The organism is Streptomyces sp. NTH33, assembly GCF_003236365.1.
Classification (GTDB): domain Bacteria; phylum Actinomycetota; class Actinomycetes; order Streptomycetales; family Streptomycetaceae; genus Streptomyces.
The window spans coordinates 1-13,348 of record NZ_POTZ01000165.1; the positions used below are offsets into that span (position 1 = coordinate 1).

The window sequence follows — 13,348 nt, forward strand, 5'->3', positions numbered from 1 at the left end:
GGGGATGTGGGTGAGGACCAGGCGGCGGGCGCGGGCGCGGGTGGCGGTCTCGCCTGCCTCGCGGCCGTTGAGGTGGAGGTCGGGGATGTCCTCCTTGCCGTCCGTGAAGGCCGCCTCGCACAGGAACAGGTCGGCGTCGCGGGCGAGTTCGTCCAGCGCGTCGCTCACCCCGGTGTCCCCGGAGTACGTCAGCACCTTGCCGCCGTGCTCGACCCGGATGCCGTACGCCTCCACGGGGTGGGCCACCAGATCGGTGTGCACGATGAAGGGGCCGATCTCGAAGGTGCCGGGCTTCACCGTGTGGAAGTCGAACACCTCGCTCATGGAGGAGGCGGTGGGGGTGTCGGCGTAGGCGGTGGTGAGCCGGTGTTCGGTGCCCTCGGGCCCGTAGACCGGGATGGGGTCGCAGCGGCCTCCGTCGTACCGGTAGTAGCGCGCGACGAAGTAGCCGAGCATGTCGATGCAGTGGTCGGCGTGCAGATGGCTCAGGAAGATGGCGTCGAGGTCGTAGAGACCGCAGTGGCGCTGCAGCTCGCCCAGGGCGCCGTTGCCCATGTCGAGGAGCAGCCGGAAGCCGTCGGCCTCGACGAGGTAGCTCGAGCAGGCCGATTCCGCGGACGGGAACGACCCCGAGCAGCCGACGACGGTGAGCTTCATGAAGCAGGAACCTCCGCTGGCGGTGAACAGCAAGAAGAAGGTGACGGGGGTCGTGCGGTCCGTCGAGCCTAAGGCGCGGGACGTCCAGTCGCTCCTACGGCAAGGGCTGTTGTGGGCGAACTCACCTGTGGTGTCACCGGTTCGGCTGGATGTGAGGCGCACGGGGTCCGGAAGAGGGCGCGCACGGAGGGTCGCGCGCCGGTAACGTCGTTCCCATGGACACGTCCTGGTGGCCGGCGCTCGCGGCGGTGGTGCTGCTCGCGCTCGTCGCCACGCTGGTCGACGGCTGGGGGCGGGGCCGGCGGCCCGCGGGCCGGCGGATGCGTCCGCCCGGACGCCCGGACGCCCGGTCCGGCCGGACCGTCGTGGCGCGTCCGCAGCCGGCGGAGATCTGGTGGGCCAGCGTGCCCTGTGGCGAGGGGCCGGGTTCGAGGGACCGGCCCTGTCTGGTGCTGTCGGTGCGCGGCAAGCACGCCAGGGTCGCGGAGATCACCAGCAAGTACCACGACGAGCGGGCCGGGGTGATTCCCCTGCCGCCGGGCTCGGTGGGGGACGCGCAGGGGCGGGCCGGCTTCCTGGAGACCGACGAGGTCCGGGAGGTGCCGGTGTGGGACTTCCGGCGCCGGGTGGGGGTCGTGGACCCGGTGCTGTGGGACCAGGTGCGGTATCTGGCCGGCTGAGCGGGGGTCCGCGTCGGGCACGGTTCATGGCCTCGCCACCTTCACCGTGACCGTCCACTCCTGGGTGCCCTTGCACCCGGTCCGGCCGGGGCCGGCCGGGCACAGCGGGCGGGTGGAGGTGAGCCGGGCCGTTCCGGGCGCGACCGCGTCGTAGGCGGCGACGGCGTCGCCCGGCAGGATCACGATGCCGGCGTTGGTGGCCCGCAGGGCGGTGCCGGTGGACTTCACCGGCGTCCAGGGGCGCTCCCTGGTGCCGTCGAGGGTGAGCCGGACCTGTCCGCCGGCTCTCAGGCAGAGGGTGTGCCCGGAGTCGGCGGCGGTGAGTTCGGCGTGGTCCGCGCAGCCGGGCGCGGGTTTCGGGGCGGGGGGCGGGCCGGAGGCCGACGGAGTGTCGGCGCCGTCCCCGCCGGAGCCCGCACCGTCGTGCCCGGCGCCGCACCCTGCCAGGAGCAGGGTCGCCGCCGCGGCGGTGACGGTGGTGCGCTGGAGCGTCGTACGGCGCATGGGACGGCCGCCTTTCAGGCCCGAAGTGCCGTTGCCTGTCCTTCTTGCCCCGTCTGCCGCCGTTGAACTTCGGTGGGCCCGCCAATTCGGCCGGAGGGCTATGCCCAGAGCTGTCCCTGGAGCTTCTCGATGGCCTCCTCGGTGGTGGGTGCCGTGTAGACGCCGGTGGAGAGGTACTTCCAGCCGCCGTCGGCGACGATGAACACGATGTCGGCGTTCTGTCCCGCCTTCAGCGCCTTCTTTCCGACGCCGATGGCCGCGTGCAGGGCGGCGCCGGTGGAGACGCCCGCGAAGATGCCCTCCTGCTGGAGGAGTTCCCGGGTGCGGGTGACCGCGTCGGCGGAGCCGACCGAGTAGCGGGTGGTCAGGACGGAGGCGTCGTACAGCTCGGGGACGAAGCCCTCGTCGAGGTTGCGCAGGCCGTAGACCAGGTCGTCGTAGCGCGGTTCGGCGGCGACGATCTGTACGTCCGGCTTGTGTTCGCGCAGGTAGCGGCCGACGCCCATGAGGGTGCCGGTGGTGCCCAGGCCCGCGACGAAGTGTGTGAGGGAGGGCAGGTCGGCGAGGATCTCGGGGCCGGTGGTGGCGTAGTGGGCGCCGGCGTTGTCCGGGTTGCCGTACTGGTAGAGCATCACCCAGTCCGGGTGCTCGGCGGACAGTTCCTTGGCCACGCGTACGGCGGTGTTGGAGCCGCCGGCGGCCGGCGAGGAGATGATCTGAGCGCCCCACATGCCGAGCAGGTCGCGGCGCTCCTGGGAGGTGTTCTCGGGCATCACGCAGACCATGCGGTAGCCCTTGAGCTTGGCGGCCATGGCCAGGGAGATGCCGGTGTTGCCCGAGGTCGGCTCGAGGATCGTGCAGCCCGGGGTGAGGCGGCCGTCCTTCTCCGCCTGCTCGATCATGTGCAGGGCGGGGCGGTCCTTGATGGAGCCGGTCGGGTTGCGGTCCTCCAGCTTGGCCCAGATGCGGACGTCGGCGGACGGCGACAGCCGCGGCAGGCGCACCAGGGGGGTGTTGCCCACCGCGGCCAGCGGGGAGTCGTAGCGCATCGCTGCTCAGCGGCCGATCAGCGCATGCCGCCGGCGACGGCCGGCAGGATCGTGACGTTGTCACCGTCGGTGAGCTTGGTGGAGATGCCGTCCAGGAAGCGGACGTCCTCGTCGTTCAGGTAGACGTTGACGAAGCGGCGCAGCTGCTCGCCGTCGACGATGCGGGCCTGGATGCCCGGGTGCCGGGTCTCGAGGTCGGCGAAGAGTTCGGCGAGGGTCTCCCCGTTGCCTTCCACGGCCTTCTGGCCGTCGGTGTACTGGCGGAGGATGGTGGGGATGCGGACCTCGATGGCCATGGTTGCGGGCTCCTGTCGGAAAGGGTGTCGTTCGGTTCGGGGGGCGCGCGTTGGGGTCCCCCCAGGCTTTCGGCACTGGGGGGAGCGCCGCGGCTCACGGCCGCGTGGCGGGCAGGGGACGTCAACAGATGGCGCTGTTCAGCCTGCACAGGTCGACGTGCAGCCGCGCCACGAGCAGCGTGCCCGGCGTCTGGTCGCTCACGTCGTTGAAAACCATGGGGTCATCGTATCGATTCCCGGTCCGGGACCTGGAATGCGATCTCGCCCCTCGGACGGTATTCATCCACGTCGCGAGATGTGCGCGGGATGCGCACGCCGCTGCGGGCCGGTGCGCGCCAAGCGGTGCGCCGGTCAGTACGCGTCCACCACCTTGACCTCCTCCTCGGTGATCTCGCCGTCCACGATGCGGAACGAGCGGAACTGGAACTCGCCGAGGCCGTCGGTGTCGGCCGTGGACACCAGGACGTAGTGGGCGCCCGGCTCGTTGGCGTAGGTGACGTCGGTGCGGGAGGGGTAGGCCTCGGTCGCGGTGTGGGAGTGGTAGATGACGACCGGCTCCTCGTCGCGGTCGTCCATCTCGCGGTACAGCTTGAGCAGGTCCTGGGAGCCGAACTCGTAGAAGGTGGGCGAGCGGGCCGCGTTGACCATGGGGATGAACCGCTCGGGCCGGCCGGAGCCCACGGGGCCGGCGACGACGCCGCACGCCTCGTCGGGGTGGTCCTTGCGGGCGTGGGCGACGATCTGGTCGTGGAGGGCCTGGGTGATGGTCAGCATGCCGGCCAGCATAGACAGAGGGGCCACCCCGTACCGAGGGGTGGTACGGGGCGGCCCACATGGTGGACGTCCTGAGCGGCTGCGGGTGCGGGCGCCAGGAGCACCCGCGCCCGCCGGACGTCCGGTCCGGGGAGTGCCGCCGGGTCAGCCGGTCTTCTCCAGCTGCGGCTCGTGGCGCTCGGCGACCTGCGGGTTGCGGGTCTTGAGGACCGTCCAGCCGACGGCGAGGGCGACGGCCCAGACGGCCATCACGTACAGGCAGATGCGGGCTTCGGCGTCGCAGGCGATCAGGACGGTGACGAAGAGCAGGAACGCGATGGCGACGTAGGAGAAGACCGATCCGCCCGGCGCCGGGAAGGAGGAGGCGCGCAGCCGGCCCGCCTCGACGCCCCGCCGGTACAGGATGTGGCTGACCAGGATCATCAGCCAGGTCCAGACGCCGGCCGCGGTGGCGACGGAGGTGACGTAGCCGAAGGCCTTCTCCGGGACGATGTAGTTCAGCACCACGCCGATGCCCATGAAGGCGACGGACACGGTGATGCCGAGCGCCGGGGTCCTGGAGGACGACAGGCGGCGGAAGACCCGGGGGGCCTCGCCGTTGTCGGAGAGGGTGCGCAGCATGCGGCCGGTGGAGTACATGCCGGAGTTGCAGGAGGACAGGGCGGCGGTGAGCACCACGAAGTTGACGATGCCGGCGCCGGCGGGGATGCCGATGACCGCGAACGCCTTCACGAAGGGGCTGACACCCGGGCCGAACTCGGTCCACTTCACCACGCACAGGATGACGGTGAGGGCGCCGACGTAGAACAGGGCGATCCGCCAGGGCAGCGTGTTGATGGCCTTGGGGAGGGTCTTCTCCGGGTCCTTGGACTCGCCGGCGGTGACGCCGACCAGTTCGACGGCGAGGTAGGCGAACATCACGCCCTGCAGGGTCATCAGGGAGGAGCCGATGCCCTTGGGGAAGAAGCCGTCGAACTGCCAGAGGTTGGCGACGGCGGCGGTGTCGCCGGCGGCGCTGAAGCCGAAGGTGAGGACGCCCAGGCCGATCACGATCATGCCGATGAGCGCGGTGACCTTGACCATCGAGAACCAGAACTCGATCTCGCCGAAGACCTTCACCGAGATCAGGTTGGCCACGTACAGGACCAGCAGGAAGACCAGGGCCGTCACCCACTGCGGGATGGCCGGGAACCAGTAGTGGACGTAGATCGCGGCGGCTGTCAGCTCGGCCATGCCGAGCACCACCCACATCAGCCAGTACGTCCAGCCGGTGAAGTAGCCGAAGAACGGGCCGAGGAACTCGCGGGAGTACTCCGCGAAGGAGCCCGAGACCGGACGGTAGAGCAGGAGCTCGCCGAGCGCCCGCATGATGAAGAAGATGATCAGGCCCGCGAGGGCGTACATGACGATGAGGCTGGGGCCGGCCTTGGCGATGTTCGCCCCGGCTCCCAGGAAGAGGCCGACGCCGATGGCACCGCCGATGGCGATCATCTGGACCTGGCGGCTGTCGAGCCCTCGCTCGTACCCCTCTTCGGGGGCTTCGGTGACCTGCGGTGAGGTCATGTGGTGCGCCTTTCTCCATGCCGAACCGCGCCGTGGTCGGCCGCGGCTCGGGGTCGCGATTCCCCCCGGAATGATGGAGTTGTGCCTGGTCGGCGGTTGCCGGACCGGTGGCACACCCGGCCGAACGCGGGTGGTGTTCGCCGGGCGGTCGTGAAGATTTACCACGGCCGCAGCGCTGATCGCCGGGAAGGCGCGTGACGCACCCCACAGGGAGAAGCGGACAAAGCGCACATGGCAGACCCATAACCGGCCGCCGCGGTGACCGGATCGTTATCCGGATTTGAGCGTCCTCTGAGCGAACACGGAATCCACACGAACCGGGAGGTACCGGGAAGAGGTCCAGGAGGCGTTCGGGGACTTTCGGGGGATTTCGGGGAATCTCCGGGAGGATTCCGGGGCCGGGCTACGGCATGAGGGTGGAGACGAGGGTCTCCTGGAGACTGCCCAGCCACAGATAGGCCATCACCATCGGCTTGCGCGGGTCCTCGTCCGGCAGGTCGTAGAAGTCGTCGGTGTCGTCCTCGTCGGTGATCTCCAGCCGGGAGCCGATCGCCAGACGCAGGTCGTTGAGCGCGCCGAGCCACCGCCTGGAGTCCTCCACGGACAGCTCCAGCACCGCCCCGCCCTCGCCGGCGGGGGCGAGCGCGTTGAGCGAGTGGATCATCGCGAGGGCGTTCTCGCGCTTGCCGGCACGCAGGTCGTTCTCGGTGTAGCGGCGGAACTCGGCCGAGTGGGCGCGCTGCTCGGCGGCGTCCCGCGGGGTGCCGGGGGGCTGCTCGGGGTCGCAGTAGGCGTCCGGGAAGAGCCGCCTGAGGGCCGGGTCGGAGGGCGGTTCGCTCGGGCCCTCGGCGAACAGTCCGGCGAGCGGGTCGCCGGGGGTGTCCTCGGCGGGGCCGGGGCCGATGAGCTCCAGGAGCTGCACGGCCAGCGAGCGGATGATGGAGATCTCGACGTCGTCGAGGGCGATGGCCGCGCCGCCGCCGGGGAGCGGTTCGAAGTGTCCTGCCATGGAGGGAGTTCGCTACTTCCGATCCTGCTGGAGGGTGGCCCACAGACCGTAGCCGTGCATGGCCTGCACGTCCCGCTCCATCTCCTCGCGCGTTCCGCTGGAGACGACCGCCCGGCCCTTGTGATGGACGTCGAGCATGAGCTTGGTGGCCTTGTCCTTGGGATAGCCGAAGTACGTCTGGAAGACGTACGTGACATAGCTCATGAGATTGACGGGGTCATTGTGGACGATCGTCACCCAGGGGACGTCGGGCTCGGGTACGGCGAAGACCTCTTCCGCCGACTCGGTCTTCTCGATCTCGATGGGTGCGGCTGCCGTCACATGGCCCATGCTGCCATCCCGAGGGGGTACACGCACAAACGGGCACCGCGGTGATCGACGCGCGGACCCCCAAATCGTCAGTCTGACGAAATGGGAGTACGATCCTTCGCCATGAACACAGCGGACCTTGGGCTGCCGGTGGACGTCCCGTCGACGGCGCTCTTCACGGACCACTACGAGCTGACCATGCTGCAGGCGGCCCTGAAGGCCGGGACCGCCGAGCGGCGCGGCGTCTTCGAGGTCTTCACCCGGCGGCTGCCCGACGGGCGCCGCTACGGTGTCGTGGGCGGCACCGGGCGGGTGCTGGACGCGGTGGAGAACTTCCGCTTCGACGAGGGCGCGCTCCGCTTCCTGCGGGAGCGCGGGGCCGTCGACGAGGCGACGCTGGAGTGGCTCGCCGGCTACCGGTTCAGCGGTGACATCTGGGGCTACCCCGAGGGGGAGGTCTACTTCCCGGGCTCACCGATCATGCGGGTGGAGGGGTCGTTCGGCGAGTGCGTGCTGCTGGAGACCGTGATCCTGTCGATCCTCAACCACGACTCCGCGATCGCGGCCGCCGCCTCCCGGATGGCCTCGGCCGCGGGCGGCCGTCCGCTGATCGAGATGGGCGCCCGCCGCACCCACGAGCTGGCCGCGGTGGCCGCCGCGCGGGCCGCCTACGTCGGCGGCTTCACCTCCACCTCGGACCTGGCCGCCGGCTTCCGCTACAACATCCCGACCGTCGGCACCTCCGCCCACGCCTTCACCCTGCTGCACGACAGCGAGCGGGACGCCTTCCGGGCGCAGGTCGACTCGATGGGCCGGGACACGACGCTGCTGGTGGACACGTACGACGTGGCCGAGGCGGTCCGTACGGCCGTGGAGGTCGCCGGGCCCGGGCTGGGCTCGGTGCGCATCGACTCCGGCGACCTGCTGCTGGTCGCGCACCGGGTGCGCCGGCAGCTGGACGAGCTCGGGGCCCGGGACACGAGGATCATCGTCACCTCGGACCTGGACGAGTACGCCATCGCCTCCCTCGCGGCGGCGCCGGTGGACGCCTACGGGGTCGGCACCCAGCTGGTGACCGGCTCCGGCCATCCGACGGCCTCCATGGTCTACAAGCTGGTCGCCCGTGCCGAGAGCGCCGAGCCGGGGGCGCCGCTGGTGCCGGTGGCGAAGAGGTCCACCGGCGGCAAGACCTCCGTCGGCGGCCGCAAGTGGGCGGCGCGCCGGCTGGACGCGGACGGGGTCGCGGAGGCCGAGGTGGTGGGCACCGGGCCGGTGCCGGACGCGCTGGCCGGCCGGCAGCTGCTGGTCGAGCTGGTCAGGGGCGGCGAGGTGGTCGCCCGCGAGCCGCTGGACGCGGCCCGGGACCGGCACGCGGCCGCCCGCGCCGGTCTGCCGCTGTCGGCGACGCAGCTCTCCCGGGGGGAACCCGTCCTTCCGACGGAGTACGCCCACGGGGGCTCGGGTAGCTAAAGCGAGTGCCCCCGCTTCGACACGCCCCCGAAGGTTCCCACGCCGCCGACCCGACACCCGCCGCCGACCCGACACCCGCCGCCGACCCGATACCCGAAGGACACCGACCATGCGCCGCGCCTTGATCGTCGTTGATGTGCAGAACGACTTCTGCGAGGGGGGCAGCCTCGCGGTGGCCGGGGGCGCCGACGTCGCCGCCGCGATCACCGAGCTGATCGGGCAGGCCCCCGCCGGCTACCGGCACGTGGTGGCCACCCGCGACCACCACATCGCGCCCGGCGGCCACTTCGCCGACAACCCCGACTACGTCCGCTCCTGGCCCGCGCACTGCGTCGCGGGCACCGAGGGCGTGGGCTTCCACCCGAACTTCGCCCCCGCCGTCGCCTCCGGCGCGGTCGACGCCGTCTTCGACAAGGGCGCCTACTCGGCGGCCTACAGCGGCTTCGAGGGCACGGACGAGAACGGCGTGTCCCTGGCCGGCTGGCTCAGGGACCGCGAGATCGACGAGGTGGACGTGGTCGGCATCGCCACGGACCACTGCGTCCGCGCCACCGCGCTGGACGCCGTCAAGGAGGGTTTCCGCACCCAGGTCCTCCTCGACCTCACCGCCGGCGTGAGCGCGGCCACCACGGAACGGGCCCTGGAGGAGCTGCGCCGGGCGGGCGTGGAACTCACGGGCAAACCGGTCGTCGCCTGAGACCGCCCCAGGGCCTGTTCCCCGGCGGGCTCACGCCTGGGGGGCCGCCCGGTGTCTCAGCAGGGCCCTGATCGGGTGCCACAGCTCAGGGGCGCCGACGGGGGTGTCGACAGCGTTGTCGGGGGCCGTGCGCCATATCAGGCCGTCGGGGTGGTGGAGGACCGCGGTGATCTCGTCCGGGGTGGGCGGAGCCGTGTTGCCGCGCAGGTAGATCGCGCGCAGGCCCAGGTTGCGCAGGCGGGTCAGGGCGCGGGCGCGGTTGCGGGCGTGGACGAGTACGCGGACGCCGCCGGCTTCCCCGGGGGCGGGGCTGGGCAGGTTCAGCGCCACCACCACGGTGCCGTTCGGCAGCTTGCAAAAACCTCCTGCGGCCATGCGGTCCCATCCCCCGTTCTGGTCGGTGTCAATAAGGGAGTCACAGCAGGCACCTAAACACGATCGGCGGCAACCCGCCAAGGGGTTGCCGCCGATACGCGCTTGACCTGCGGAAATACCGCCTACTTCACCGCGCGGTCGACCTCGATCTCGATCGTGGAGCCATCCTTGGCCTCCTTGGTGATCTTGATCTTGGTGTTGGTGTCAGTGACCTTGACACTGCCGCCCGGGTTCGCGGGGTCCCAGTAGGTGCTGGTGTGGTCGTTGAAGACCGGCACGCCCTTCGAGGACTTGATCTTCGTCGCCACGCCCGCCTTGTGGAGCGTGATGCCGTCCGTGCCGAACGTGCTGAACGTCGCGTCGTAGGTCTGGATGCGGTTGCGCATCAGCGTGCCGTCGGACCACTTCAGCGCGGCCGGGTGCGAGTCGACCGGCAGGATCAGACCGGTCCCCTGGTGCCTGCTGGTGTTGTTGTCGACCTGGGAGGTGTCCCACTTCCAGATCAGCAGGCCGTTCTGGTAGGGGAAGTGCTCCACCCAGTCCGGACGGTCGGTGCCGAGGAAGCCGAAGTTGTACGGGCCCGTCTTCAGCGTGGTGTCGTACGACATGTACTGCCGGTTCTCGGCGATGTAGTACTGCTTGTAGTCCTTGGTGAAGGACGCGCCGATGCGGGAGAAGCCGTTCGCCGTCCACGCCGGGTCCGCGCTCTCGGCGTCGTCCGCGAAGAGCACCGCGCCGTCCGCGGTCAGGGTGATCCGGTCGGCCGTGAAGCCCTTGAGCGCCACGCCGCCGTCGGTCTGGTAGCGGAAGCGGAGCTGGATCTTCTGGCCCGCGTAGGCGTCGAGGGAGTACGACAGCTTCTTCCAGCCGTCGACCGAGCCGGTCAGCGCCGGCTTGTCGCTGCCGTCGCGCGGGATCGGCCGGCCGTCCACCGTGCCGTCCAGCGCGGTGAAGTTGGCGCCGCCGTCGGTGGAGACCTCGGCGTAGAGGTAGTCGTAGTTGGCCTCGATCTCGTACCAGCCGTCGAGGGTGAGGGCGGCCGACGACTTGCCGGTGAGGTCCACGGACCGGGTCAGCGTGTTCCTCAGGTTGTTGGCGCTGCCGCTCCACCACTGCGTGGCGCCCTGGGCCGGGGTGACGACGGTGGTGGTGACCGGCTTGTCGGGCAGGGAGACCACCACGGCCTGCCGGTGCTTGGTGTTGTACTCGGACAGCCCCAGCTTGTGCGCGGACTTCACACCGGCCTTGGCGATGTCGTAGTTCAGCCAGCCCAGCTGCAGCTTGTCCCAGGCGTTCATGTCGCCCGGCAGGTCGCCGATGGCGTCCTTGCCGCGGCCGAGCCAGGAACCGGAGGACATCAGCGTCCAGAAGCCGGTGCCGTTCTCGCCGCCGGCGGTGTCGTAGGCGTCCGGCAGGCCGAGGTCGTGGCCGTACTCGTGGGCGAAGACGCCGAGGCCGCCGTTCTCCGGCTGGATGGTGTAGTCGCCGACCCAGATGCCGGTGTCGCCGATCTGCGCGCCGCCGAGCTTGTTGAACTCGGGGCCGGTGGCGCCGGCGTCGGTGCCGAAGGCGTACCAGCGGTGGGCCCAGATCGCGTCCTCGCCCTGCGCGCCGCCGCCGGCGGACTCGTCCTCACCGGCGTGCACGATCTGGAAGTGGTCGATGTAGCCGTCCGGCTCGTTGAAGTTGCCGTCGCCGTCGTGGTCGTAGCGGTCCCACTGGTCGTACTCGGCGAGCTTGGCCCGGATCTCGGCGTCGGTCTTGCCGACCGCCTTCTGCTGCTCGACCCAGGCGGTGACGCCGTCCTGCACCGCGTACCAGGCGCAGGTGTCGGGGTCACACTTGTTGGAGCCGTAACGGGCCTCGTTGTAGGGGACCTTGACCCAGTCGGAGACCTCGCCGTCGACCGAGTAGCGGCCCGAGGACTGGGTCTCGTAGTACTTCTTGACCGACTCGACGTTCTTGCCGGTGCCGAAGTACAGGTCCTGGTAGTGCTTCCGGTCGTAGTCCTTCTTCCAGTCGGTGCTGTTGTCCTTCTTGCGGTCCGGCTGGGCTATCTGGTTGTGCAGCGGGCCGGGCGTGCCGCCGTACCTCGGGTCGGTCTTGTCGCCGAACTCGACCAGAATGGTGAAGATCTTGTCGGTCTTCTCCCGGCCCAGCTCGACGTACTTGGTGTCGCCCTTCTTGCCCTTGAGCTCGACGACCTTCGAACCGTGCCGCTTCTGGACCGTGGTCTTGCCGGCGATGAGCTGGTTCAGGGCCTCCTGGCGCTGGGCCTTCTGAGTCTGGCTCAGCGGGCCGTCCAGGTCGTGCGCGTGCTGTTCGACCGGCTGTGGGTCGTGCCGGTCCACGGAAGCGGAGCCGGCCGTCGTGGCGGCCTCCGCGACGGCGGACGTCGAGAACGTGGCGGTGGCCGCCGCGATCGCGACACCGACCGCGGCCGTTCTGAACGTCCATGTTCTACTCGTCACTTGATGTCCTCCCCTGACGCGTTCGTGCACGCGGAAGGGGGTCCTGGGAACAAGGGAATGTCCGCGCGCGAGCAACGCGTGTTGTCAAGTGACGACATTTGACTAGAGGTTGCCGAGAAAATATAGACCTTGACTTGAGCAGGACAACTGCATTATGCGGAGTGCGCGTCCGCTTTGCGAACGCGGGACGGCTGCGGGCCGGAGGGACCGCACCAGCGGAACGGACTCCGAACGGGCGCGCGAATCCGTCCGGTTCGTGGACCGCATGACTCTGTGCGCCCCCTGTGCACCGGCACCCTGGGTCAGGCCACGCTTACCGACGGTTCCACTCGGGCACACAGGCGGTAGAGTCGACCGGCGGAACGCCCGGAAGCCGGTGGAAAACCAGGCCGACATCCTTGTCACACCCGCAGATCCCTGTCCGCACCCTCCCCCAAGCGAGAGGCACGGGGGGAGACGCCCACTTCCGAGGATCGATTGCCATGCCTCGTCCGACCGCCGCACAGCTCGCCTACGGCTCCTGCACCGTGATCTTCTCGACGCTCGCCATGTTGCTGCTGTCCCGGACGAGTTCGGGCCCGGGGGTGGCGGTCATCGCCGTATCGGCGCTCGCGCTGGGCCTCCTGGTCGCCATGACGGCACCGCTGCCGAAGGCGCACACGGCGGAGCCGGCCGCCGAGCAGGCGACTCCGCGGACGCCGGTGCGGCGGGAGCCGGTCTCGGCGGGGATGGAGCCGGCGCGGGGGCGGACGGCTTCCTGACCCTGCCCCCTTCGGGCTTCGCCTCGAACTTCCCTTCGGGCTTCGCCTCGGGCCTCGCTCCAGTCCTCACGTCGGGCTTCACGGCGGGTCGGCGTCACCTGGTGCTGACCACCACCGTCCTGGCCGCCTTGTCGTGCAGGCCCTGCTTGTAGGGGCGGTCGAAGAAGCTCCAGCCGCCGGAGATCACCAGCCAGAGGCAGGCGCAGCAGAACCAGCACGGGATCCACAGCACCGCGGCGCGTGCCAGCGCGGTCGGGACGGACGGGGTGGAGCCGTCGCCCAGGTTGGCCACGCGCAGGCCGAGCCACTTCTTGCCGAGGGTCTGCCCGGAACTGGCGATCATGAAGGTGTCGTAGGCCATGTAGAGCACCACCCCGACGACCGACTGCGCCACGGACTTGCCGACCTGCACGTTCTCGGCGTTCACCGCGTACTCGTTGATCCGCAGCGCCCAGGTGATCAGCGCGACGACGATCCCCACCAGGATCAGGTCGACGATCCGGGCGAGGGTGCGCTTGCCGCTGTCGGCGAGCGGGGGCATGCCGGCGAGGGGATCGCCCGGGTACGGCCCACCGCCGTGGGGGCCGCCGGGGCCGTACGGACCGCCTCCGCCGCCCTGCGGTCCACCGGGACCGTACGGACCGCCTCCGCCCTGGCCCCCGCCGTACGGCCCTCCGCCCTCGGGGGCGCCGCCGGGGGGTGGCGGCGCCCCCGAGGGCGGAGGGCCGTACGG

The 13,348-nt window shown here is 70.4% G+C and carries 16 protein-coding genes; 4 read left to right on the forward strand and 12 right to left on the reverse strand.

Going from position 1 to position 13,348, the window contains the following annotated elements; all coding sequences use genetic code 11:
* Positions 1-657, reverse strand: a 657-nt coding sequence (locus tag C1I97_RS17455; RefSeq protein ID WP_111004162.1) for an MBL fold metallo-hydrolase, incomplete at its 3' end; no start/stop codon positions are given.
* A gap of 215 nt (positions 658-872) precedes the next feature.
* On the opposite strand from C1I97_RS17455, the gene C1I97_RS17460 reads away from it, so the two are divergent.
* Entirely contained in the window at positions 873-1,337 is a 465-nt protein-coding gene (locus C1I97_RS17460) for a type II toxin-antitoxin system PemK/MazF family toxin (protein WP_111004148.1), read from the forward strand.
* 24 nt (positions 1,338-1,361) lie between these two features.
* Here the strand turns inward: C1I97_RS17460 and C1I97_RS17465 are convergent, their stop codons facing one another.
* The 8 genes from C1I97_RS17465 to clpS form a co-directional block, all read right to left on the reverse strand.
* Complete coding sequence (locus C1I97_RS17465; protein ID WP_111004149.1) at positions 1,362-1,841, reverse strand: hypothetical protein; 480 nt, start codon at positions 1,839-1,841, stop codon at positions 1,362-1,364.
* A gap of 98 nt (positions 1,842-1,939) precedes the next feature.
* A complete protein-coding gene (locus C1I97_RS17470; RefSeq protein ID WP_111004150.1) occupies positions 1,940-2,890 on the reverse strand; it encodes a PLP-dependent cysteine synthase family protein in 951 nt (316 codons plus the stop codon).
* Between the two features lie 17 nt (positions 2,891-2,907).
* Complete coding sequence (locus tag C1I97_RS17475; RefSeq protein ID WP_111004151.1) at positions 2,908-3,186, reverse strand: MoaD/ThiS family protein; 279 nt, start codon at positions 3,184-3,186, stop codon at positions 2,908-2,910.
* A 121-nt stretch (positions 3,187-3,307) separates the two neighbouring features.
* Positions 3,308-3,403, reverse strand: coding sequence for a putative leader peptide (locus C1I97_RS42720; protein ID WP_369008360.1), 96 nt, complete (start codon positions 3,401-3,403; stop codon positions 3,308-3,310).
* 134 nt (positions 3,404-3,537) lie between these two features.
* The gene (locus tag C1I97_RS17485; protein WP_111004163.1) at positions 3,538-3,960 is read right to left on the reverse strand and encodes a Mov34/MPN/PAD-1 family protein; all 423 of its coding nucleotides are present in this window, start codon (positions 3,958-3,960) and stop codon (positions 3,538-3,540) included.
* A 144-nt stretch (positions 3,961-4,104) separates the two neighbouring features.
* Positions 4,105-5,523, reverse strand: coding sequence for an amino acid permease (locus C1I97_RS17490; RefSeq protein WP_111004153.1), 1,419 nt, complete (start codon positions 5,521-5,523; stop codon positions 4,105-4,107).
* Between the two features lie 403 nt (positions 5,524-5,926).
* On the reverse strand, positions 5,927-6,532 hold the full coding sequence (locus C1I97_RS17495) for a DUF2017 domain-containing protein (RefSeq protein ID WP_111004154.1): 606 nt from the start codon (positions 6,530-6,532) through the stop codon (positions 5,927-5,929).
* 12 nt (positions 6,533-6,544) lie between these two features.
* Entirely contained in the window at positions 6,545-6,862 is a 318-nt protein-coding gene (gene clpS / locus C1I97_RS17500; RefSeq protein ID WP_111004155.1) for an ATP-dependent Clp protease adapter ClpS, read from the reverse strand.
* Between the two features lie 102 nt (positions 6,863-6,964).
* Here clpS and C1I97_RS17505 point away from each other — a divergent pair, with 102 nt between their 5' ends.
* Together C1I97_RS17505 and C1I97_RS17510 are read left to right on the forward strand one after the other, a co-directional pair.
* On the forward strand, positions 6,965-8,311 hold the full coding sequence (locus tag C1I97_RS17505) for a nicotinate phosphoribosyltransferase (protein WP_111004156.1): 1,347 nt from the start codon (positions 6,965-6,967) through the stop codon (positions 8,309-8,311).
* Between the two features lie 109 nt (positions 8,312-8,420).
* On the forward strand, positions 8,421-9,008 hold the full coding sequence (locus C1I97_RS17510; protein ID WP_111004157.1) for an isochorismatase family protein: 588 nt from the start codon (positions 8,421-8,423) through the stop codon (positions 9,006-9,008).
* 30 nt (positions 9,009-9,038) lie between these two features.
* On the opposite strand, the gene C1I97_RS17515 is transcribed toward C1I97_RS17510, so the two are convergent.
* Both C1I97_RS17515 and C1I97_RS17520 read right to left on the reverse strand, forming a co-directional pair.
* On the reverse strand, positions 9,039-9,383 hold the full coding sequence (locus tag C1I97_RS17515; protein WP_111004158.1) for a hypothetical protein: 345 nt from the start codon (positions 9,381-9,383) through the stop codon (positions 9,039-9,041).
* 122 nt (positions 9,384-9,505) lie between these two features.
* Positions 9,506-11,854 carry an immune inhibitor A domain-containing protein gene (locus tag C1I97_RS17520; protein ID WP_111004159.1) on the reverse strand — a complete coding sequence of 783 codons (2,349 nt, stop codon included), beginning with the start codon at positions 11,852-11,854 and terminating at the stop codon, positions 9,506-9,508.
* 482 nt (positions 11,855-12,336) lie between these two features.
* Between C1I97_RS17520 and C1I97_RS17525 the strand changes: the two genes are divergently transcribed.
* Entirely contained in the window at positions 12,337-12,615 is a 279-nt protein-coding gene (locus C1I97_RS17525) for a hypothetical protein (RefSeq protein WP_111004160.1), read from the forward strand.
* 94 nt (positions 12,616-12,709) lie between these two features.
* Here C1I97_RS17525 and C1I97_RS17530 read toward each other — a convergent pair.
* Positions 12,710-13,348 (reverse strand): RDD family protein (locus C1I97_RS17530; protein ID WP_220040834.1); only part of this gene is annotated, 639 nt, incomplete at its 5' end.